Origin of the sequence: Amycolatopsis iheyensis, from assembly GCF_024703995.1 — a bacterium.
Lineage (GTDB): Bacteria > Actinomycetota > Actinomycetes > Mycobacteriales > Pseudonocardiaceae > Amycolatopsis > Amycolatopsis iheyensis.
In genome coordinates this window covers 69,254-90,088 of record NZ_JAMXQV010000017.1, presented here as the reverse complement: position 1 = coordinate 90,088, position 20,835 = coordinate 69,254, and the positions used below count along the sequence as shown (strand labels likewise).

General features: G+C 71.5%; 21 protein-coding genes and 1 pseudogene. 14 read left to right on the top strand and 8 right to left on the bottom strand.

Annotation, left to right across the window (positions count from 1 at the left end; translation table 11 throughout):
- Positions 1-9: 9 nt before the first annotated feature.
- Complete coding sequence (locus M8542_RS29635) at positions 10-1,272, top strand: MFS transporter (protein WP_257923555.1); 1,263 nt, start codon at positions 10-12, stop codon at positions 1,270-1,272.
- Here the strand turns inward: M8542_RS29635 and M8542_RS29630 are convergent.
- The 3 genes from M8542_RS29630 to M8542_RS29620 form a co-directional block, all read right to left on the bottom strand.
- Positions 1,199-2,731 (bottom strand): amino acid permease, encoded by a 1,533-nt coding sequence (locus M8542_RS29630; protein WP_257923554.1) that lies wholly within the window; start codon positions 2,729-2,731, stop codon positions 1,199-1,201. The genes M8542_RS29635 and M8542_RS29630 overlap by 74 nt on opposite strands.
- 70 nt (positions 2,732-2,801) lie before the next feature.
- Positions 2,802-3,716, bottom strand: a complete 915-nt coding sequence (locus tag M8542_RS29625; RefSeq protein WP_257923553.1) for a serine hydrolase domain-containing protein — start codon at positions 3,714-3,716, stop codon at positions 2,802-2,804.
- A gap of 40 nt (positions 3,717-3,756) precedes the next feature.
- On the bottom strand, positions 3,757-4,896 hold the full coding sequence (locus tag M8542_RS29620; protein WP_257923552.1) for a glycerophosphodiester phosphodiesterase: 1,140 nt from the start codon (positions 4,894-4,896) through the stop codon (positions 3,757-3,759).
- 170 nt (positions 4,897-5,066) lie between these two features.
- Here M8542_RS29620 and purD point away from each other — a divergent pair, with 170 nt between their 5' ends.
- From purD to M8542_RS29595, 5 genes are all read left to right on the top strand, one after another.
- Positions 5,067-6,341, top strand: a complete 1,275-nt coding sequence (purD, locus tag M8542_RS29615; RefSeq protein ID WP_257923551.1) for a phosphoribosylamine--glycine ligase — start codon at positions 5,067-5,069, stop codon at positions 6,339-6,341.
- A gap of 124 nt (positions 6,342-6,465) precedes the next feature.
- Positions 6,466-6,846, top strand: coding sequence for a hypothetical protein (locus M8542_RS29610; protein WP_257923550.1), 381 nt, complete (start codon positions 6,466-6,468; stop codon positions 6,844-6,846).
- Positions 6,847-6,871: 25 nt separating this feature from the next.
- A complete protein-coding gene (locus M8542_RS29605; RefSeq protein ID WP_308210302.1) occupies positions 6,872-7,438 on the top strand; it encodes a DUF3558 domain-containing protein in 567 nt (188 codons plus the stop codon).
- Positions 7,439-7,447: 9 nt separating this feature from the next.
- Complete coding sequence (locus M8542_RS29600) at positions 7,448-9,034, top strand: hypothetical protein (protein ID WP_257923548.1); 1,587 nt, start codon at positions 7,448-7,450, stop codon at positions 9,032-9,034.
- Positions 9,035-9,036: 2 nt separating this feature from the next.
- The gene (locus tag M8542_RS29595) at positions 9,037-9,795 is read left to right on the top strand and encodes an ESX secretion-associated protein EspG (protein ID WP_257923547.1); all 759 of its coding nucleotides are present in this window, start codon (positions 9,037-9,039) and stop codon (positions 9,793-9,795) included.
- A gap of 1 nt (position 9,796) precedes the next feature.
- On the opposite strand, the gene M8542_RS29590 is transcribed toward M8542_RS29595, so the two are convergent.
- Positions 9,797-11,686, bottom strand: a complete 1,890-nt coding sequence (locus M8542_RS29590) for a serine/threonine-protein kinase (protein ID WP_257923711.1) — start codon at positions 11,684-11,686, stop codon at positions 9,797-9,799.
- A gap of 177 nt (positions 11,687-11,863) precedes the next feature.
- Between M8542_RS29590 and M8542_RS29585 the strand changes: the two genes are divergently transcribed.
- The 4 genes from M8542_RS29585 (at position 11,864) to M8542_RS29570 (ending at position 14,838) form a co-directional block, all read left to right on the top strand.
- Positions 11,864-12,181, top strand: a complete 318-nt coding sequence (locus M8542_RS29585; RefSeq protein WP_257923546.1) for a hypothetical protein — start codon at positions 11,864-11,866, stop codon at positions 12,179-12,181.
- A 55-nt stretch (positions 12,182-12,236) separates the two neighbouring features.
- Positions 12,237-13,361, top strand: a complete 1,125-nt coding sequence (locus tag M8542_RS29580) for a transglycosylase SLT domain-containing protein (protein ID WP_257923710.1) — start codon at positions 12,237-12,239, stop codon at positions 13,359-13,361.
- A 9-nt stretch (positions 13,362-13,370) separates the two neighbouring features.
- Positions 13,371-14,543 (top strand): pyridoxal phosphate-dependent aminotransferase, encoded by a 1,173-nt coding sequence (locus tag M8542_RS29575; protein ID WP_257923545.1) that lies wholly within the window; start codon positions 13,371-13,373, stop codon positions 14,541-14,543.
- Between the two features lie 103 nt (positions 14,544-14,646).
- Positions 14,647-14,838, top strand: coding sequence for a hypothetical protein (locus tag M8542_RS29570; protein ID WP_257923544.1), 192 nt, complete (start codon positions 14,647-14,649; stop codon positions 14,836-14,838).
- A 24-nt stretch (positions 14,839-14,862) separates the two neighbouring features.
- Here M8542_RS29570 and M8542_RS29565 read toward each other — a convergent pair whose 3' ends face one another.
- Together M8542_RS29565 and M8542_RS29560 are read right to left on the bottom strand one after the other, a co-directional pair.
- Positions 14,863-15,441 (bottom strand): HAD family hydrolase, encoded by a 579-nt coding sequence (locus M8542_RS29565; protein ID WP_257923543.1) that lies wholly within the window; start codon positions 15,439-15,441, stop codon positions 14,863-14,865.
- Between the two features lie 8 nt (positions 15,442-15,449).
- Complete coding sequence (locus tag M8542_RS29560) at positions 15,450-16,472, bottom strand: threonine aldolase family protein (protein ID WP_257923542.1); 1,023 nt, start codon at positions 16,470-16,472, stop codon at positions 15,450-15,452.
- A 135-nt stretch (positions 16,473-16,607) separates the two neighbouring features.
- Between M8542_RS29560 and M8542_RS29555 the strand changes: the two genes are divergently transcribed.
- The 4 genes and pseudogenes from M8542_RS29555 to M8542_RS29540 all read left to right on the top strand — a co-directional run.
- Positions 16,608-17,117 (top strand): SigE family RNA polymerase sigma factor, encoded by a 510-nt coding sequence (locus M8542_RS29555; RefSeq protein WP_257923541.1) that lies wholly within the window; start codon positions 16,608-16,610, stop codon positions 17,115-17,117.
- Positions 17,110-17,826, top strand: a complete 717-nt coding sequence (locus M8542_RS29550; protein WP_257923540.1) for a hypothetical protein — start codon at positions 17,110-17,112, stop codon at positions 17,824-17,826. Before M8542_RS29555 ends, M8542_RS29550 begins: the two co-directional genes overlap by 8 nt.
- Positions 17,827-17,860: 34 nt before the next feature.
- Positions 17,861-18,457 (top strand): TetR/AcrR family transcriptional regulator, encoded by a 597-nt coding sequence (locus M8542_RS29545; protein WP_257923539.1) that lies wholly within the window; start codon positions 17,861-17,863, stop codon positions 18,455-18,457.
- 17 nt (positions 18,458-18,474) lie between these two features.
- Positions 18,475-19,248: pseudogene (locus M8542_RS29540) on the top strand (LysR family transcriptional regulator); the annotation flags it as partial.
- A 159-nt stretch (positions 19,249-19,407) separates the two neighbouring features.
- Here M8542_RS29540 and M8542_RS29535 read toward each other — a convergent pair.
- Positions 19,408-20,016, bottom strand: a complete 609-nt coding sequence (locus M8542_RS29535; RefSeq protein ID WP_257923538.1) for an NAD(P)-dependent oxidoreductase — start codon at positions 20,014-20,016, stop codon at positions 19,408-19,410.
- On the bottom strand, positions 20,013-20,780 hold the full coding sequence (locus M8542_RS29530) for an inositol monophosphatase family protein (RefSeq protein ID WP_257923537.1): 768 nt from the start codon (positions 20,778-20,780) through the stop codon (positions 20,013-20,015). Before M8542_RS29530 ends, M8542_RS29535 begins: the two co-directional genes overlap by 4 nt.
- Positions 20,781-20,835: the final 55 nt, after the last annotated feature.

Below are 20,835 nucleotides of genomic sequence, written 5' to 3'. Positions count from 1 at the left end.
AGGTTCCCCATGTCCCCTGGCGCCCGCTCCTGGGTCGTGCCCCTGGCCTGGACCGCCGTCCTGCTCGACGGGTTCGACCTGGTCGTGCTCGGCTCCGTGCTGCCCGTGCTGCTGCGAGATCACGTCTGGGGCCTGACTCCCGCGTCGGCCTCGGTGGTGTCGACGGTCGGGCTGGCCGGAATGACGCTGGGCGCCGTGGCGATCGGCACCGTCACCGACCTCCTCGGCCGCCGGAAGTCCCTGATCCTGTCGGTGGCGTTGTTCTCGGTGTGCACGCTGTTGTGCGCGTTCGCGCCTTCGACGTTCCTCTTCGGGCTGCTGCGGTTCGTCGCCGGCCTCGGCCTCGGCGGCTGCCTGCCGACGGCGATCACGCTGGTCACGGAGTACGCGCGCAGCGGCAAGTCCGGCAGCGCGACGACCACGGTGATGACGGGCTACCACGTCGGCGCGGTGCTGACCGCGTTGCTGGGCCTGGTGCTGATCGCGCCGCTGGGCTGGCGCGCGATGTTCGTCGCCGGGGCGCTGCCGGCCGTCGTGCTGATCCCGCTGATGCTGAAGTTCCTGCCGGAGTCCGAGGCGTTCCGGCGTGACCGGTCGGCGGCGCAGGCGGTGGCCGGCGTCTTCCGCGGCGGGCTGCTGCGCGCGACGATCGCGTTCTGGGTGACGTCGTTCATGGGTCTGCTGCTGGTGTACGGGCTGAACACCTGGCTGCCGGAGATCATGCGCCAGGCCGGGTACCCGCTCGGCGCGGCGCTGAGCCTGCTGCTGACGCTGAACCTCGGCGGGATCGCCGGCCTGCTGCTGGCGGGCCGGGTCGCCGACCGCGTCGGGATCCGCCCGTCGGCCATCGCCTGGTTCTGCGCGGGCGCGGTGTTCCTGGCGCTGTTGAGCGTGAAGCTGCCCGCGGTGGGGCTGTACGCGGCGGTGTTCCTCACCGGCTGCTTCGTGTTCAGCGCGCAGGTGCTGGTGTACGCCTACATCGGCCGCGTCTACCCGGCGGCGATCCGCGCGACGGGCCTCGGCTGGGCGGCGGGAGTCGGCCGGATCGGCGCGATCTCGGGCCCCCTGCTGGGCGGCGCGCTGCTGACGGCGGGCATCGCGTACCCGTGGGGCTTCTACGCGTTCGCCGCGGTCGGCGCCCTGGGCGCGGCGGCCGTGACGGTGGTCCGCCCCGGCCGCCAGAGCCCGGTCGACGACGTCAGCCCAGCTCCTTCAGCTCCTGCTCCACCGCAGCCAGTTCCGCCTCGGACCCCTGGACCTTCGGCCCCGTGAACCACTTCCGGGCCGAGAGCACCCACCACAGCGCGGCGCCGCCGAGCACGACCAGGAAGGCGATCGGTGTGTAGTTGAAGGAGTCGGCAGTCACCGGGGAAACCTGCGGCAGCATGAACAGCACGAAGATCACCACGACCCACGCCGTCGCGATGATGCCGACCGGCTTGCCCCAGCGGCCGAGGTGCCAGGGACCGCGCTCGAAGTTGTCGCCCTGGCGGACCCGCAGGAACACCGGGATCACGTAGGCGACGTACAAGCCGACCGTCGCGATGGACGTCACCGCCGCGTAGGCCGTCGTGCTCCACAGGTACGGCAGGGCCAGGATCAGCGCGCCGCCGGCGCCCAGCCAGACGGCGTTCGTCGGCGTCTGCGTGCGCTTGTTGATCTTGTGCCAGAAGCCCGACCCGGGGATGGCGCCGTCGCGGGCGAACGCGTAGATCATCCGCGAGTTCGCCGTCACCGACGCCATGCCGCAGAACAGCTGCGCGCCGATGCAGATCAGGAGGAGGAACTTGCCGGTGACGGCGCCGGTGGCGTCGATGAAGATCTGCGCGGGCGGGACGCCGGTGGCCGAATTGACCGCGCCGTCGTAGTCCTGGATGGCGAAGGTCAGGCCGATCAGCAGGATCCAGCCGGCCACGAGCGACACGACGATCGACATCACGATGCCGCGCGGGCCCGCCTTCGCCGCGCTCTTCGTCTCCTCGGTCATGTGCGCCGAGGCGTCGTACCCGGTCAGGGTGTACTGCGCGACCAGCAAGCCCAGCGCGAAGACGTAGAACGCCGAACCCCAGCCCGTCTGGTTGACGAAACTGCCGAAGACGAACGAAGCGTCCTGGTGCTTGGCCGGCACGAAGATCAGCACGCCGACGATCACCAGCACGCCGATGAGGTGCCACCACACGCTGACGTTGTTGAGGATCGCCACGATCCGGACGCCGAAGGTGTTCAGCAGGCCGTGCACCACGAGGATGATCGCGAGCAGCAGGATCGTGTGCCCGGGTGTCGCGGTGAAGCCCCACTGCAGATCGAGGAACGCGTTGAGGAACAGCGCCGCGCCGAAGTCGATGCCGGCGGTGACCGCGATCTGCCCGATGAGGTTGAACCAGCCGGTGAACCACGACCACGCGGCGCCGTTCTTCCGCGCCAGCCGCGCCGCCCAGTAGTACAGCCCGCCCGCGGTCGGGTAGCTGGAGCAGACCTCGGCCATCCCGAGGCCGACCAGGATCACGAACAGCCCGACCAGTGGCCAGCCCCAGATCATCGCGGCCGGCCCGCCGGTCTTCATGCCGAAGCCGTAGAGCGTCAGGCAGCCGGAGAGGATCGAGATGATCGTGAACGAGACGGCGAAGTTGGAGAACGCCGACATCGTCCGTTTGAGCTCCTGCGCGTACCCGAGCTGGTGGAGGCGCGCGCTGTCGTCGTCGGGGGTGGTCTGCTGGTCGGAAACATCCATCGGGCACCTCTTGAAAGGTATGCGGCCAGACCATTGAATTCGCCGAAGGTAGCCCCGGTCCCGAAGGGTGTCAAGGCTTCGTCAAATACTCGTCCAGCTGCTTGAGCAGGGGCCCGCCACCTCGGTGGTCGTTCGAGATCAGGGTCGCGGTGAGGCCCGATGACGGCTGGTGGTTGCTCCGGAACGTGACGCCGTGGTCGCCGCCTTCCAGCCGCACCACGCCCGGCCGCGGCAGCCAGAAGCCGAGCCCGTAGCCGTCGCCGCGCAGCATCCGGTCCACCCACTCGCCCGGCACGATCCGGCCGTCGAGGAACGCGGGCCAGAACTTCCGGAAATCGGGCGCGGAGCTGTAGATGCCGCCGTCGCCGAAGCCCACGACGGGCAGGCTGAACACGTTGGTGCGGCCGTCTTCGAGGTAGCCGGTGGCCGTCCGGGCGGGCAGGGCGTCCGAGCGGAGGAACGCCGTGTCGGCCATCCCGGCGGGTTCGGTCACGCGGGTCCGGACGAGGTCGGCGAAAGGTATGCCCGCGATCCGTTCGGCGATCAGGCTCAGGACGGCGAAGGCGCTGTTGTTGTACTGGAACCGTTCGCCCGGCGGGAACTGCTGCGGGTAGCCGTCGAGCGCGGCGAGGTAGTCGGCCGACGTGGCGAGCAGGGGCGTGGGCGGCGGGTCTTCCGCTTCGTCGCAGTAGTCCCCGATGCCGGACGTGTGCGTGAGGAGGTGCTCGACGGTCACGCGGTCGTCGATCAGCGGGAGGTCGCCGCCGAGGACCTCCCGCGCCGTGGTTCGGAGCGAGAGGCGTCCTTCGGCGATCAGGCCGACGACGACCAGCGCGGTGAACCCCTTGGTGCCGCTGGCGATCGCGAACCGCGTGTCGACGGTGTTCGCGACGCCGTGCGCGATGTGCGCGTAGCCGGACGCCTCGGCGACCAGCGTCTCGTCGCCGCGGCTGACCAGGATCACACCGGAAAAGGGCGCTGCCACGGACTCAGCGTCCACGGCAGCGCCCCGCACGGCAAAAGGTTTACCGGCCCAGGAACGCGTGCAGCGACTCGAGGGCGGTGTCGGGCTGGTCGGCGAAGAAGCCGTCGACGCCGGCCTTGAGGAACGCGGCCTCCTCGGTGAAGACGTCACCGAAGGCGTCCGGCTCGGCCGACGAGCGCAGGTTCGCGGGCAGGAACGGGTTCTCGTTCCGGAACGTGTACGGCTGCACCTTCAGGCCCGCCTTGTGCGCGTCCGCGACGATCGCGGACGGCTTGGTCAGGTTGCCTGCCGCGTCGAGCGGGATGATCTGGCCCTTGTCCGGCCCGAGGTACTCCGCGTACTTCGCGACGTCACGCAGCCCGGAAGCCGACACGATGTCCTTGTACGTGCGCGGGTCGCCCTTCGCGACGAAGTCCGCCGGCGCGCCGCTCGCCGACGTCAGCTGCAGCAGCGGCGTGCGGATCTGCCGGTGCAGCGCGACCAGGTTCGACACCTCGAACGACTGGATGATCGCGGGCGCGTCCGGCCGGTCGAGGCCGTTGCGCTTGAGGATCGACACCAGCTTCGGCTCGGTCGGGTTGCCGATCGAGGAGAAGAACGTCGAGTGCTTGACCTCGGGGTAGGTGCCCAGCGTCCGGTGCAGCTCCTTGCCGAGCCGCTTGGTCAGGTCGAGCACCTCCTGGAAGGTGGCGATCCGGTAGCGGCCGTTGTAGAGCGTGTTGTGCGGCCGGTTCGCCGGGATCCGCTCGACCGCGCGCAGCGTCTTCAGCTCGGCGAGGGTGAAGTCCTGGGTGAACCAGCCGGTGGTGGGGACACCGTCGATGACCAGGGTCTTCTTGCGGCCGGCGAACTCGGGGTGCTTCGAGACGTCGGTGGTCCCGCTGATCTCCGGCTCGTGCCGGGCGACCAGCTGGCCGTCCTTGGTCGGGACGAGGTCGACGTCCACGTAGCTGACGCCCATCCGGTAGGCGAGCTCGTAGGAGGCGAGGGTGTGCTCCGGCCGGTAGCCGGGGGCACCGCGGTGTCCGACGATCACGGGGTCATCGTGGCCCCGCCCGTGCGCGGCCGCATCGGCGGACCCCCCGCTCTCGGCCGCACTCGCCGACCCGACGGCCAGCCCGGTGACGCTCAGCAACGCCAGTCCGGCCAGTGCCAGTACGCCGACACGTTTGCGCTTCATCTGGTGACCTCTTTTCACACAGGGTTGACCCTGACTACTCGCGCCACCCTTGATGTCGCAAGCGTCCGAAGTGCGTATCCGGGCAAACGCGGCGGTGAACGGAGCGTGGACTCCTCCACCCGAGGGACGGCGAAATGTCCGCCCCGAACCCGCCGGATACGCTGTGCGGCGTGCGCGTACTGGTAATCGGGTCCGGCGCCCGCGAGCATGCTCTCGTCCTCGCTGCTTCCGGCGACCCCAACGTCACCGCGCTGGCCTGCGCGCCCGGCAACGCCGGGACGGCCGCCATGGCCGAGCAGCTCGGCGTCGAAGCCGCCGATCCCGAGGCGGTCGCCGCGCTCGCGAAGAGCTGGCAGGCCGATCTCGTCGTGGTCGGTCCCGAGGTGCCGCTCGTCGCCGGGGTCGCCGACGCCGTGCGCAAGGCCGGCATCGCCTGCTTCGGCCCGTCGGCCGCCGCCGCGCGGATCGAAGGGTCCAAGGCGTTCGCGAAGGACGTCATGGCCGCCGCGAACGTGCCGACCGCGCGCAGCGAGGTGGTCGACAACCCGGCCCGCCTCGACGCCGCGCTCAACCGCTTCGGCCCGACCTGGGTGGTCAAGGACGACGGTCTCGCCGCCGGCAAGGGCGTGGTCGTCACGACCGACTACGACGTCGCGCGCAAGCACGCGATCATGCTGCTCGACGGCGGCCACCCGGTCCTGCTGGAGTCCTTTTTGGACGGTCCGGAAGCCTCCCTGTTCTGCTTCGTCGACGGCCGCACCGTCGTGCCGCTGCTGCCGGCGCAGGACTTCAAGCGCGTCGGCGACGACGACGCCGGGCCGAACACCGGCGGCATGGGCGCCTACGCGCCGCTGCCCTGGGCGCCCGAAAACCTGGTCGACGAGCTGGTCGAGCGGGTCGTCCAGCCGGTCGCCGACGAGCTGGTCGCGCGCGACGCGTCGTTCTCCGGCCTGCTCTACGCCGGGCTCGCGCTGACGTCGGACGGCCCGCAGGTGATCGAGTTCAACTGCCGCTTCGGCGACCCGGAGACGCAGGTCGTGCTGGCCCTGCTGCGCACCCCGATCGCCGGGCTGATGCACGCCACCGCCACCGGCAAGCTCGCCGAGCACCCGCCGCTGGAGTGGTCCGGCGGCACCGCGGTCACGGTCGTGATCGCCGCCGACGGCTACCCGGGCAAGCCCCGCACCGGCGACGTCATCGGCGGCGCCGAGCTCGAGGGCGTGCTGCACGCCGGCACCCGCCGCCGTGACGACGGCGCGGTCGTCTCCGCCGGCGGCCGCGTGCTGTCGGTCGTCGGCACGGGCAAGACGCTCAAGTCGGCGCGCAAGCACGCGTACGAGACGGTCGAGAAGGTCCACCTCGCCGGCTCGCACCACCGCACCGACATCGCGCTGAAGGCGGCGAACGGCGAGGTCAGCGCCCCGGCGGCGAGCCAGCGCGCCTGATTCCGCGGATCGGGGAACCGGCGGGCGACGAAGTTCGTCCAATCACAGGCTGCCGCTACACCCAGGTTGGTAGCCTCGAGCAGGAGCCGGCCGGTCACCGTCCGTATGACGTGAAGGGGAGCGCATGTCAGGACCCTCGTACGACCTCAGCACGGCCGTCCCGGTGGCGCCGGCGGCCGCGGACGTCCTGGTCCACCCGGACAAGCTGCTCGACGTCGCCCGGATCGTCGAAGACCAGGCGAACGCCCTGGAGGACCAGCTCCTGACCAAGCTCGGCGAGCTGCGGATCGACGCGCCGTCCGCCGACGTGATCAGCACCCAGGCGATGCAGGCGTGGAACTCCCTCATCGCCGACGGCGACCGCTCCTACGCCGGGCAGGTCCGCGAGTACGTCGCCGGGCTCAAGCGGCTGGTCTCGCAGCTGCGGGACGCGGCGAAGGACTACCAGGTCAGCGAAGACGAAAAGGCGGCGGTGTTCGGTGACCGCGGCAAGCACGGTGTCTAGCCGGCGGCTGAAGATCACCGGGGGTGTGCTCGCGACAGCGGCGCTCGCCGGCTGCTCGGCGGGCGCCGACGGCACCGCGTACCCGGTCGAGACGGCCGCCACCGCGGCGTCGCAGAGCGCCAAGGCGGCCCAGCTGCCCCAGCGGCCCGCCGACCTGCCGCTGAAGGACGTCAACCTGTGCGAGGTGTTCTCGCAGGTGGACCTCGACTCGCTCAAGATCACCAGCGTGCCCCGGGCCGCCCCACCGGAAGACGGCCCGACGTGCGTGTTCGACGCCGACGGCGCCGAGCCGATGCACTCCTACCACGTGCGGGCCGTGCCGGCGGACCTCCAAGAGTGGATCACCGGCGCCCGCAAGAAGAACAGCATGACCACCGAGCCGAAGAACATCGGTGGCTACCCGGCGTTGACGAACTACCGAGCGGCCGGCGACCCGGCCGACTGCGAGACGCTCGTCGGCGTCGCGAGGGGCCAGACGCTGGCCGTCCAGACCTTCGCCATTTCCCGCGGCCAGCTCACGCAGCCGCAGCTGTGCGAGATGTCGGTGCACGCCGCCGACGTCGCGCTGCAGTCCCTGAAAGCACGCAACTAGGGAGGGCGCGTGGAATTCTCCGAGCTCGCGGCCGGGATCCAGAACCACCGGTTCGACGGCTGGACCAACACCGCGATCGCCGACCAGATCACGCGGATGATCAACGGTGACGGCACCGGCAGCATCGGCACCGCGGTCGACGCGCTGAAGGCCGTCGCGACCGCGCTCGCCCACACCGACCAGACGCTGCGGGCCCAGCTGCTCAAGCTGGGCGTCGAGTGGCAGAGCCAGGCCGGGGGCGCGGCCAGCCAGGTGCTCACCGAGCAGGCCGGGTTCTCCCAGGACGCCACCACGAAGGTCGCGCACGCCGCGGAAGCGGTCTTCGAGCAGGGCGAGTCGTTCAACCGGACCAAGTACAAGCTGCCGGACGCCGAAACGGTGCGGAAGGGCGCGGGTGGCTACACGCTGACCGACGGCCTGCTGCTCAGCTTGATCGGCTTCGAGACCGACCACGCCCGGCAGGTCGAGGCGGCGAACAACGCCAAGGCGCAGGCGACCCAGGCGTTGAACGACTACGCGAGCGAGAGCGGCACGAACCTGCTTTCGACGCAGTCGCTGTCCGACCCCGAGTCGCTGAAGCTGTCCGCCCCCGGTGTCGCGCCGGGTGTGCTGGACGTCGCCGGCGCGGCGGTCGCGGTGACGCCGGACGGCAGCGTGCGGCCGGCGTCGGACAAGGTGCGGTCGGTGCACGTCGACCCGCCGGTGGTGCAGCCGGTGTCGCACACCGTCCGGGCCGACCCGCCGACCCCGGTCTACGGCGTCGCGGCGCAGGCACCGGCGCCGTCCCGGCCCGTCGCCCAGCCGCCGCGGCAGACCGGCGCGGGCGCCCCGCCCCCGCAGCAGCACACGACACCGAGCTCGTCGACGACGCCGGCGGGCGTGAAGCCGCCGACGTCGACGCCCGGCCCCGGCTGGGTCAACGCGCCCGGGCGCGGCCCGGCCGCCGGCGACTCCAGCCACTTCTCGCCCGGCCTGGCGGTCGGGGGCGGCGGCGAGCAGTTCGTCCCGCCGGGTGCGCCCGGCTCGCTGCCGCCGGGGGCGTCCCCGGCGACGGCGCCGATCAAGTCGCTCGGCGGCGGTGGCGCCTCCGGCGGTTCGACGGGGGTCGACGGCTCGCTGAGCGGCGCCAACCGCGGCCCGGAAGGGCTGCTGGGCAAGGGCCGCACGGTCGGCGCCATCCCGCAGGCCCCGATCCCGCCCGGCCAGTTCACGGCCGAGCGCGGCTTCGCGGCGAAGCCCGGGGTCTCGCCGGGCGAGCTGGGCGCGGGCGCGGCGGCGGTCGGCGCGGGCGCGGCCGGTGGCGCGCTGAGCGGCGACAAGGAACGCGGGCGGCGGGAGAAGGGCCAGCCGAAGGGCCCGGTGCGGCCGCTGCCGGTCGGCGAGCTGCCCGAGGAAGAGGCCGCCGCGCTGCGGAAGTCGGAGCAGATCAGCCCGAAGCAGAAGCCCGGCGAGTCGAGGTTCCTGTCGGAGGCTGCACCGCAGGAGGAGGACGCCGAGCACGTCCGCCGCTACGGCGTCGACGACCAGGACCTGTTCGCCGACCAGCGGATGGTTTCCCCCGACGTGATCGGTGACCACGGCGGGGATGTGCGCTGACCGTGTCGCTGGTCTTCTCGGCCCTCGAGTTCGACGTGCTCTGGGAGTCGCTCGAGCTGCCGCGCCGGCACGTCGCGCTGGACGTGCCGAGCGCGGGCACCACCCGCACCGAACGCGCCGGGCTCGTGGACGCGGCCTGGGCGTCGCTGAGTGACCGGCGCCTGGCCCGCAACCGCCGCGTCTCGGGCGAGGTGGCGGACCTGCTCAACCTGCTGGCCCGCCCCCAGTCCGCCCTCGACGTGTGGGTGTGGGCGGAACGCGAGATCCGCGGCCGCGCGGCGAGCGTCCGCAGCCAGGCGGTGCTGGCGGTGGTGGACAACGACGAGGTCTGGCTGATCCCGGCGACGGAGGACGGCCTCCCGGAGGCGGCGGTCTCGGTGGCGGGCGACCTGGGCCCGGGCATCGGCCAGACGGTGAGCATCCCGTATTCGGTGCTGCGTGAGGCCGATGCCGCGGCGAAGGGCGAGCCGAAGGCGCTGGTGACGGCGTTGGAGGACCGTGGCGTGGTGCTGTTCCAGGCCCAGGAGCTGTCGGGCATGCTGCTGGGTCAGGAGGCCCGCGGCCAGTTCGGCGCGGAGCGAACCGGCCGCGACGGCGTGGTCCACCGCGCGGGCCGAGTGGTGGCGTTCTTCGACACGGACGCGGGCCGGTACTTGTTCCAGGTGGAGCGGGACCGAGAAGGCCGCGAGTGGGCGACGGTGACACCGGCGGACAACGCGCTGCTGGCGACGCGGATCCGGGAGCTGATGGCGGAGGCCTGAGCTACTTCACCGGCGGTAACCGGGAAACCACGCTGCCGACGAACTTCTCGGCCGCTGGGCAGACGCCTGCCGCATCCGCCGGTTGGGGGTCAGGGGTGAAGACCAGGCTGAACTCCTCCGTGTAATACGCGTCGATGTTCCGGTGCGTCCAAGTGATCGTGCAGCGGCGGGTCCCCCCTTCCCGGTCGTCGAGCTGTTCGTACACCATCACGCCGGCCACCTCGGCCTTCCGCTGGCTTCCGTCGCCGAGGACTCGGCCGGGATTGCCCGCGAGGCTGAGGATGTACGAACCGGTCCCGTCGATGAACCACTGGCATTCGTGCAGCGCTCCGGAGTTCAGGTAGCCCGCCGGCTTTCCCTCGGGGCTGACCGGACTGCTGATCTCGCGACACAGATCGAGGTACATGGCCGAACCGGGCGCCGCCGGGTACCGGGCGACGGTTCCGGCCGCGATTTCCTTCAGGACCACGGCAATGGCCTGCTTCGGAGTTTCGCAGGGATCGCCGGAGGTTCGCAAGGAATTCGCGGTGATCATGGTTTCAGGTGCGTCCGGAACCTTGAAAGCGGCGTAACAGTGGGTACCGTTCCGCTCCAGGTACACCGGGCGCTCACCGATCTGCGTTGGCTCGACATCCTCGAGCGGGATCTTGTTCTCCAGGTTGATTTCCACACTGGGACTGCGTGTCTGGTCAGTCGTCGAGGCGAACCCGAAAGTGCACCTGGCGAACGAACCCGGCCCGTGGTCGGGGCGGTTGACCCGGCCGGTGCCGGGCAGCGAGTCGGGTGGCAGCAGCTGACACGGATCGATCTGCCGGAGATCGGCGATGCTGAAAGGAGTAGGTGCGGGAGGGTTGGTGGACGAGGTGGGAGCAGCTCCGGCGTTCGACCGGTCGCTGTTCGACGCGACCAGAGCCACCGTCGCTCCGGCGATGACCACCACGGCGACCACGGCCGCGGCGATCGGCCAACGCCGCCGCTTCACACCTTCAACCGGTGGCGGTTGCGGGATCGACAGGGCTTGGCTGACCTGCGCCTTCTGCGTGCCGATGAGAGCGTGAACGGCCGGCGGCCACGGCGTCACGCCGGGTGGGACCGAGCCGAGAAAATCCAGGATCTGCGCCGGCGTCGGGCGCTGTGCCGGGTCCTTCGCCAAGCACGGTTCCACCAGGCGCCGCAGTTCCGGCGGCAAGGATCCGAGGTCGGGGTGGCTGTGCACCACGCTGTAGAGCACCTGCGGAGTCGATCCGCCCCCGAACGGCGCCCGGCCCGTCGCGGCCATGACCAGGAGCCCGCCGAGTGAAAAGACGTCGCTCGCCGCGGTGACGGTCCGCCCGTCGGCCTGTTCGGGCGACATGAAGCCGGGCGACCCGATGATCGAACCGGTGTGGGTCAGTTCCGAGTCACCCTCGGCGGCGCGGGCGATACCGAAGTCGATCACCCGCGCGCCGTCGTCGGTGAGCAGGACGTTGCTCGGCTTGAGGTCGCGGTGGACCAGGCCGGCCCGGTGGATGTCGACGAGCGCGGACGCCAGCCCGACCGCGAGGATCCGCACGGACGCCGGCGGCAGTGGACCCGCCGCCTCGACGGCTTCCTTCAGTGACGGCCCGGCGACGAACATCGACGCCAGCCACGGTGTCGACGCGTCCGGATCGGCGTCCATCACCGCCGCCGTGTAGGCACCGGAGACCATCCGCGAGATCCGGACTTCCCGGCGGAACCGCGACCGGAAGGCATCGTCGTGCGCGAAGCCGGCGTGCACCTGCTTGACCGCGACGAGCCGGCCGTCCGGCGACACGCCGAGCAGCACCCGGCCCATGCCGCCCTCGCCCAGTGCGGCGACCAGCCGGTACCGCCCGACCTGTCGTGGTTCGTCCGGATTCAGTGGTTTCATGATCGATTTCCTCCCCGCGGGACATGCTACAAAGCGTGTCCCGCGCCCGCTGGGGTGGAAGTTGGCGGAGATCCGCACGCGCTGCCCGGAGGAAGTCATAAAGTAAGCGCGGGAACCGTCCTGGTCATGGCGACGTCTGATCGGGCGGAGACAAGTTGCCGAAGGGGATGACGAACCGTGCCTGTCTACGACCCGGACTCGATGGCCATCGCGGCCCGTCACGTCGAGAAGCTCAAAGACGAGTTCGAGAAGTCGAAGAAGCACCTGACCGGAGTCGACGACGAGAAGGAAAGCCCGTTCGGGACGATGGGCGGCTCTCAGGACGTGCACGGCGCGGTCGGCGACTTCAAGCAGGGCGTGCACTCCGAATTCGACGCGGCGGGAAAGCTGATGGAGGCGACCAGCTTCGTCCTGAAAAAGGCTGCTGGGCTGGTCGCGGAAGCCGACCAGGTCGGGGCGAGCGACCTCAAGCTGCACGAGCACGGGAACCAGTGAGCGCACGGACGGCCCCGTCGGGCCAGGATGACAAGGGGGCGGCACCGTGGGTGGGCTGATCGACTTTCCGCCGAACTGGCCGGACATCGAGGCCAAGAAGAAGCAGGTCGAAGGCATCAAGCCGGAGTCGATCGAGAAGGCGGCCCAGCAGTTCAAGACCGCCGCCACGCAGGCCGGCGACCACGGCGCGGCGCTCAAGTCGGCCACGGACTCACTGTCCGCCGGCGTCTGGAAGGGCCCGGCCGCGGATGCCTTCGTCGGCTACGTCAAGCAGATCACCACCGCGGGCGACAAGGTGCAGACCCACCTCACCGACGTCGGGAACGACCTCAGTTCGCTGTCGTCGCAGCTGAGCGACATCAAGAGCAAGGTCAACGACGCCTACGAAACCGCGAAGACGGCGATCCAGAACCGCATCAACGCGGAAACCCCGAAGGCCCAGGCCGCGATGAACGCGGAGGCGGAACACGCGAGGGACGAGCACAAGCCCGCCCCGAGCCCGTCGTCGACGCAGATCGTCGACACCGCCAACAAGGCGAACCAGAACGACGCCACCACCGCACTCGGGAAGATCGACCCGCTGCTCGCCAGCGCGGACGACCTGGTCAAGAAGTCCCAGGCGCTGATGAAGACCCAGATCGAGGGTGGCTACTCGAAGGTGCCGCTGCCCAACAGCGACGGCACCGTCCCGCAGAGCACCGGCGGCATCCACAGCAACGGCTCCTCCCACCACGGCGGTGGCGGCGGAGGCGGCGGTGGTGGTGGAGGCGGCGGCGGTGGCGGCCTCGGCCCGAGCGGCGGCCCGCCGTCCTCCCCGCCCCCGGGGAACGTCCAGCAGTGGATCCAGGAGGCCATCAAGGCCCTTCAGGCCGCCGGCGTGCCGGTGACCGACGCCGACATCCCGAACATCTGGGCGATCATCCAGCACGAGTCCGGCGGGAACCCGAACGCCATCAACAACTGGGACTCGAACGCCGCGGCCGGGCACCCGTCCAAGGGCCTGATGCAGTGCATCGACTCGACGTTCAACGCCCACAAGCTGCCCGGGCACGACAACATCTACAACCCGGTCGACAACATCATCGCCGGGGTCAAGTACTCGATCGACCGGTACGGCGGCCTCGGCAACGTGCCCGGCATCAAGGCCATGGCTCACGGCGGTGCCTACCAGGGCTACTAGCCTGGCCGCATGGCCGACCTCGAGGCGGGGCCCGCGCTGCGGGCCGGCGTGCCGCCCTTCCACGTCATGGACGTCCTCTCCGCGGCGGGCGCCCGGCAGCGCAGTCACGGCGATCTCGTGTCGCTCGCCGCCGGGCAGCCGTCCGCGCCCGCGCCGAAGCCCGTGCTCGAGGCCGCCGCGAAGGCGCTCCAGACCAGCACCCTCGGCTACACCGAACAGCTCGGCATCCCCGAGCTGCGCGAGGCCGTCGCCGGGCACTACCAGGCGAAATACCGCCTCGACGTCAGCGCGCAGGACGTCGTCATGACGACCGGGTCCTCCGGCGGGTTCCTGCTCGCCTTCCTGAGCGCCTTCGACCCCGGCGCCAAGGTCGCGATGGCCCGGCCCGGCTACCCCGCCTACCGCAACCTGCTGTCGGTGCTCGGCTGCGAGGTCGTCGAGTTCGCGACCACCGCCGAGACGAACTTCCAGCCCACCGTCGCCCTGCTCGACGAGCTGGGCCCGATCGACGGCCTGATCGTCGCCAGCCCGAGCAACCCCACCGGCACCGTGCTGCCGCCCGGGGAGCTGGCCGCCATCACCGGCTGGTGCGCGTCACACGGCGTGCAGCTGATCAGTGACGAGATCTACCACGGCATCTCCTACGGCGCCGAGCTCGACTGCGCATGGCAGTACGGCCGCGAGCCGCTCGTGCTGGGCAGTTTCTCGAAGTACTTCGCGATGACCGGCTGGCGGCTCGGCTGGATACTCGCGCCGCGGCGGCTGCACCGCGCGATCGACGTCCTGACCGGCAACTTCACCATCTGCCCGCCCGCCGTCTCGCAGTACGCGGGCCTCGCCGCTTTCACGCCGGAGGCCTACGCCGAGGCCGACGCGCACGTCGAGCGGTACCGGGCCAACCGCGACCGGCTCTTCGCCGGCCTCCAGAGCATCGGCCTGGACAAGCTCGCGCCCGCCGACGGCGCCTTCTACGCCTACGCCGACGTCAGCGCGTACACCGAAGACAGCCTGAGCTGGTGTCAGCGGCTGCTCGCCGACACAGGCCTCGCCATCACGCCCGGCGTCGACTTCGACCCGGTCGACGGCGGCAAGTACGTGCGGTTCTCCTTCGCCGGCAGCGCCGAGGACATCGACGAAGGCGTCCGGCGGCTCGGTGGGTGGCTGCGCCAGGGGGAACCCTGATTCATCCCTGAACGTTGGCTCGACGAGGGGAGTTTCCCCGGCCGAGGTGCCACAGTGGAGGCATCGGGGCCGGAGGGGCCACGGGAAGACTTCGGAGGAAGCCATGTTCTGGAAGATCGTCGGCGGCCTGATCGTCGCCTGGGTGGCGTTCATGGTGCTGGGCGCCGTGATCGGCTTCGTGTTCAAGGCCGTCCTGTGGATCGCCATCATCGGCGGCATCGCCTTCCTCGGCGCGGCCGGCTACAAGGCGCTCACCGGCGGCAAGAAGGACCCTCGCCGCATCAACCGCTACTGAGCGGCGAGGACCACCGGGCGTGGCTCACTCGAGCCACGCCCGCGCGGCGTCGGCGCCGTTCCACAGCTGCGCCTTGAGCCCGGCCGCCCGCGCGCCGTCCACATTGGACTGCCGGTCGTCGAAGAACAGGCAGTCGGCCGGCTCGGCGCCGAGCTCGTCCAGCAGCAGGCGGAAGATCTTCGCGTCCGGCTTGACGCAGTGGACGTCGCCGGAGAACAGCGTCACGCGGAAATGCCGCGCGAAGTCCTGCGCGCGGGCCCACTCGCCGAACACCGCGGGGGCGTTCGAGAGCAGCGCCAGCCGCGCGCCGGCTTCGGACAGCGCTTCGAGCAGCGCCTCCGCGGCCGGTTCCAGGTGACCCCAGCCGTCGATGTCGACGCGGGTCAGCTCGGCCGACAACGCCTCGTCGACCGGGACACCCAGCGCGGCGCCGACCGCCTGCCAGTACTCGAGCGGGGTGCTCCCGGCGTCGTACGGGATGCGCAGGTCCCAGTAGACCTGCTCGAACTCCGGCAGTGGCGCGCCCAGCAGCGCGGCCAGGTCCGGGCGGGCGGCGCTCGGCTTGCTCAGCACGTCGCCGTAGTCGAACACGATCCAGTTCACGCTGCTCCTCACGCGCCGGTCTTGATCCGGCGCACGGCTTCTTCGACGTCGGTCGCGCTCACGTCCCGGTGGGTGACGAACCGGACCTTGCCCTCCATCGGCACCGCGCGGACCCCGAGCGAGTCGAGCCAGCTCAGCGCGGTCGGGATGTCGGGGACTTCGGCGAGCACGATGTTGGTGTCCGGGACGTTCGTCGGCCAGCCGTGCTCACGCAGGCCTTCGGCGAGCCGCCGGGCGTTCTCGTGCGTCTCGGCCAGCTCGGGGAGGCGGTCCAGGGCAACCAGGCAGGCCGCGGCCAGGACGCCGCCCTGCCGGACGCCGCCGCCGAGCATCTGCCGCATCCGGCGGGCCCGTTCGACGAAGTTCGCGCTGCCCGCGACGACCGAGCCGACCGGCGCGCCGAGGCCCTTGCTGAAGCAGGCCGACACGCTGTCGACGCCGACGGTCAGTGCCGCCGGCGGCACCTCGAGCGCGACCGCGGCCTGCCAGAGCCGGGCGCCGTCGAGGTGCACGGTCAGGCCGGCTTCCTTCGCGACGGACAGCAGCTGCGCGTGCTCGTCGGGCGGGGTCACCGCGCCGCCGGCCGCGTTGTGCGTGTTCTCGAGGCAGAGCAGCTTTGTCCGTAATGTGAAGTACGGCCCGGGGCGTCCGATCGCGGCCGCGAGGGCGTCGGGAGAAGGGCGGCCCGGGCCGCCGTCGTGCTCCAGGATGTCCGGCATCCCGCCGGCCAGCCAGGCCCCCGAGCCGAGCTCGTTGGTCAGCACGTGGGCGCCGCGCGTGGCCAGGAACCGGTCGCCGCGCTCCAGGTGGAGGCTCAGCGCGATCAGGTTGGCCATCGTCCCGCTCGGCACCCACAGCGCCGCCGGCATGCCCAGGACGTGGGCCGCCCGCTCCTCCAGCGCCGCGATCGTCGGGTCGTGTTCCAGCACGTTGTCCCCGACTTCGGCGGACGCCATGGCCGCTCGCATCACATCATCCGGACGGGTGACAGTGTCGGAGCGGAAGTCCAGCGGCGGGAGGGTGAAGGTCACGGAGCGATCACATCACACCCACCGGCCGGGGATCAATGAGCCCTTGAGTGGTCGAACCCACTCGGTCCGTGCAACCGTGGACGCCCCTGATTCCGTCCTACCCACCGACGACAACAGAGCGGAGCACGACTGCGCGTGGACCAGCGCGACGAGGAGGAGTTCGCGGAGTACTTCGCCGCCAGGCGGGACGCCGTGCGCCGGACCGCGTACATGCTCTGCGGTGACTGGCACCGGGCGGACGACCTCGCGCAGACGGCGTTCGTCGCGCTGCACCGGAGGTGGAAGAAGATCAGGGATCGGGCGGCGACCGACGCGTACGTCCGCACGACGCTCGTGCGGGCGTCGATCGACGAATCGCGGCGCCCGTGGCGGCGCGAGTGGCAGACCGAGACGCTGCCGGAGCCGGCCGACGACTCGCCCGGCCTCGACGACCTCGTCGCGACCAGGGAAGACCTGCTCGCGGCGTTGAAGGAAGTGCCGCCGAAGCAGCGGGCGGTGCTCGTCCTGCGGTACTTCGAAGGACTGGACGTGACCAGCGCGGCGAAGGAGCTGGGCTGCAGCGAAGGCAACGTGAAGAGCCAGACCGCGCGCGGGCTGGCCAACCTCAAGCAGGTGCTGGAACGGGAGGTGGAGACCAATGGATGAGCAGGAGCTGCGCTCGTTGTTCTCCGCCGCGCCCGGCGAAGCGCCTTCGCCCGGCTTCACGCAGGACGACGTCGTCCGCGAATCCCGCCGGCAGACCCTGCGCCGCCGCAACCGGATCACCGCCGGGGTGAGCGCCGCGGCCCTGGTCGTCGTCGGGTTCGGCGCTTACGGCGTCCTCACCGGGGGTACCCCGAAGGAGATGACGGCGGCCGGCGACAGCGCCGGGTCCGCGCAATCGGCGCCCGGTTCCGGGCAACCCGGGCTGGACCCGGCACGTCCTGAAGTCGGTGGGGAGTCACCGAACTTCTCGTCCACGCCACCCCAGCAGGGGGGTGACCAGGGCGGGAAGACCGGCCACTTGGCCGAAGGCGCCTCCGGGTGCGAACAGGTGGACGGGGAGCTCGCCATCGCCCTCGCTGGCGAGCTCCCCGTCCCCGTCGCCGTTACCCAGGCTGTCCCGGGCGGCGCCTGTTCGACGGGCTCCCGGTCCGCCGGGTTCCCCGTTCCGGGTGGTCAGGTCGCCGCGGCGGTGTACCCGAAGGGCATTCCGGCGGTGTTCAAGTCCCAGCCGGCCGGCACGGTCACGACCCAGGTCGCGACGGCGTCCGGCGGGCGGTTGGTGCTGGTCAGCGTGCCTTCGGCCGGTGGGGCAGCGCCGTACGGCGGTCAGGTCGAGGCGTTCGCGCACGCTCTCGCGCCCCGCTTCTGAGCCCGGGTCCGCCCGGTTGGCAGAATGACCGCCCATGACCGCTGCGACCACCCCGAAAGGGGAGCGACGGCGCGCCGCGCTCGTCGAGGCCGCCGCGAAACTGCTGGTCGAGGGCGGGTTCGACGCCATCCGGCACCGGGCGGTCGCCGAGCGCGCGGGCTTGCCGCTCGCCTCGACGACGTACTACTTCGACTCGCTGGAAGAGCTGGTCACGGCGGCCGTCGAGCACCACTCGAACGCCGAGCTGGCGGCCGGCCGGCGTCGGCTGGAGGAGCTGGCGACCCGCAACCGCGGCGTGCAGGCGACCGTCGACCTGGTGCTGGAGATGCTGCTGGGCCCGGAGACCGATGACGCCGAGGCGGACGCGGAAGCGGTGCTCCTGCGGTACGAACGCCTGGTCGCGACCGGTCGCCGGCCCTACCTGCGGCCGTTGATGCGGACGCTGTCGGCGCAGCTCGACGAGCTGCTGACGGAGATCTTCGCGCGGTCGGGCACGCCGGTGTCCGCCGACGAGCTCGAACGGCTGGTGGCGCTGGTCGACGGCGCGGTCGTCAACGCCCTGATCGCGATCGACCCGGCCCCGCGCGCGGCGGCGTCACGCATGCTCCAGAACGCACTCGACGGCACCTAGTCGTTACTGTCGCTCAGGTGGACCTGAACCTGCTGACGGCGTTGGACGCGTTGCTGGAAGAGAACTCGGTGCAGGCCGCGGCCGACCGCCTGCACCTCACGCCGCCGGCGATGAGCCGCACCCTGGCCCGCATCCGCGCGACGACCGGCGACGACATCCTGGTGCGCACGGGCCGCACGATGACGCCGACTCCCCGCGCGCTGGCGATGCGCGACGAGGTGCGGACGCTGGTGGCGCGCGCGAACCGGGTGCTGGCCCCGGCCCGCACGGTCGACCCGGCGACGCTCCGGCGCACGTTCACGATCCAGGGCCACGACGCGTTGCTGGCGGCGCTGTTCCCGGCGTTGCTGCGGACGGCGTCGGCGGAGGCGCCGGGGATCGGTCTCCGGCTGCTGGCGGAGGCGCCGGTGGACACGCCGGACCTGGCCCGCGGGCACGTCGACCTGGAGGTCGGCGCGACGGTCCCGGCCTCGCCGGAGATCAGCCACCTCGTGGTCGGCGAGGACCGCCTGGTGCTGGTGTCCCGGGCGGGGGTGCGCCTGGACGTCGAGGAGTTCGCGGCGGCGGAGCACGTGATCGTGTCCCGTCGCGGCCGGCTGCGTGACGCGGTGGACAAGGCGCTGGCCGAGCTGGGGTTGCGCCGCCGGGTGGCGGCGGCCCTGCCGACGGCGGCGCTGGCGCTGCAGGCGATCGCGCACAGCGAGGTGGTGGCGGCGCTGGCGGACCGGGCCACGGCCCAGGCCCGCGCGGACCTGGGCCTGACGGCCACGGAGCTGCCGCTGGAGCTGCCGGGCGCCCCGATCGTGCTGAGCTGGCACAGCCGCTACGACACGGACCCGGCCCACGAGTGGCGGCGGGGTCACGGCCCCACCGCGGGGCCCGCCGTGCGGTGGTGTTGGTTCAGGGCGGTTAGACCCGCCCTAAACACTCACGACCACTTGCGCCGGGGCTTACTCGGGGAGCGCTACCAGCACTTCCCCGCGCGGGCCGTCCTCGGCCGCGTCGAGCATCGCCGCCGCGACCGTCGCATGGGTCACCGAAGCGGGGAACCACCGGCGGGGCGCCGAGCCGATCGGCACCGCACGCCCGGCCGGGCTGACCGGACCGCTCTTCATCGGGCCCGCGTGGACCACCGTGCCGCCCATTCCGAGGATCGCCGCGTCCGCGCTCACCTTGTCCGGCAGTTCCGCTTTCATGAACTGCGAAAGCAACGTCCGGGTCAGCCAGCCGGCCGCGTCGGCCGACGGGCCCGTGCCGAACGCGCCCACCGACACCGCCCGCGCGGGCCCCGCCGCCACCACCGCGCGAGCGCCCGCGGTCAGCACGCCCGGTGGATCGCCTTTGCGCAACCCCAATGCGTCGAGCACGATCTCGCTGCCCCGCAACGCATCCGCGATCCCGGCGGCGTCGTGGACGTCGGCCGCGACCGAAGTCAGTCGCTCACCCGTAGCCGAAGCACGACGGCTGATCGCCACTACTTCGTGCCCGCGCTCGAGCGCCTGCTTCACCAGCTCACTGCCCACCGCGCCCGACGCGCCGAGCACCGCCACCCGGCTCACTTCAGCACCGCCAGTGCCGCGGCGTGCAGACCCGGTGCGGCGACGAGGATGTCCGCGGAGTTGACGTCCCAAGGCCCACCCGACAGGTCCGAAACAACCGCCCCCGCCTCAAGAGCGAGCAGCGAACCGGCAGCCGACCCGGGCAAATCGGGTTCGTACTGCCAGAAGACGTCGTACTGCCCGGCGGCGAGGCCGAGCAGCGGGAACGTCGTCGGGATCGTGTTGCGCACCAGCAACGCCTCCGCGGCCATCGCCGCCCAGGCGCCCGCGAACCGCTCGTAGACCGCCGGGGAGTTGCCCGCCTGGCTCGCCGTCACCGCCGCGGCCGCCAGCTCCGTCTTGGCCGACACCCGCAACGGCACACCGTTGCGGAACGCCCCCTGGCCCCGGGTCGCCGTGTACGTCAGGTCGCCGATCGGCTGGCGGACGACCGCCAGCTCCGGCCGCCCGTCCGCGACCAGGGTGATCGTCACGCCCCACTCCGGCAGGCCGTGCACGTGGTTGACCGCGCCCTCGGTGCCGTCGACCACCCACCACCGCCCGGGCGGCACCTCCCGGCCGCGCTCGTCCTCGTCCCACCAGCCCACTTCGGGCACGGCGTCGAGCGCCTCGCGCACGATCGCCGTCGAAGTCGCTTCGAGGCGGGTGCCGGCCTCGTACATCGCCGCCCGGTCCGGGGGCCGGCTCGCCGGGTCGAACGAAGCCAGCAACGCCTGTCCGGCCTGCTCGGCCGCTTGCACCATCGTCTTCAGAACTTCAGTCATGCACCCATTACGGCACGACCTGAAGCCTGATTCAAATGCAACTTTGTTACTCGAC

Excerpts from the sequence above, each read along its gene's own strand:
- M8542_RS29570 (WP_257923544.1), top strand. The coding sequence starts at position 14,647 with ATGTTCTGGAAGATCGTCGGCGGCCTGATCGTCGCCTGGGTGGCGTTC.
- M8542_RS29530 (WP_257923537.1), bottom strand. The coding sequence starts at position 20,780 with ATGACTGAAGTTCTGAAGACGATGGTGCAAGCGGCCGAGCAGGCCGGA.
- M8542_RS29610 (WP_257923550.1), top strand. The coding sequence starts at position 6,466 with ATGTCAGGACCCTCGTACGACCTCAGCACGGCCGTCCCGGTGGCGCCG.
- M8542_RS29620 (WP_257923552.1), bottom strand. The coding sequence starts at position 4,896 with ATGAAGCGCAAACGTGTCGGCGTACTGGCACTGGCCGGACTGGCGTTG.
- M8542_RS29630 (WP_257923554.1), bottom strand. The coding sequence starts at position 2,731 with ATGGATGTTTCCGACCAGCAGACCACCCCCGACGACGACAGCGCGCGC.
- M8542_RS29550 (WP_257923540.1), top strand. The coding sequence starts at position 17,110 with ATGGATGAGCAGGAGCTGCGCTCGTTGTTCTCCGCCGCGCCCGGCGAA.
- M8542_RS29575 (WP_257923545.1), top strand. The coding sequence starts at position 13,371 with ATGGCCGACCTCGAGGCGGGGCCCGCGCTGCGGGCCGGCGTGCCGCCC.
- M8542_RS29635 (WP_257923555.1), top strand. The coding sequence starts at position 10 with ATGTCCCCTGGCGCCCGCTCCTGGGTCGTGCCCCTGGCCTGGACCGCC.
- M8542_RS29590 (WP_257923711.1), bottom strand. The coding sequence starts at position 11,686 with ATGAAACCACTGAATCCGGACGAACCACGACAGGTCGGGCGGTACCGG.
- M8542_RS29545 (WP_257923539.1), top strand. The coding sequence starts at position 17,861 with ATGACCGCTGCGACCACCCCGAAAGGGGAGCGACGGCGCGCCGCGCTC.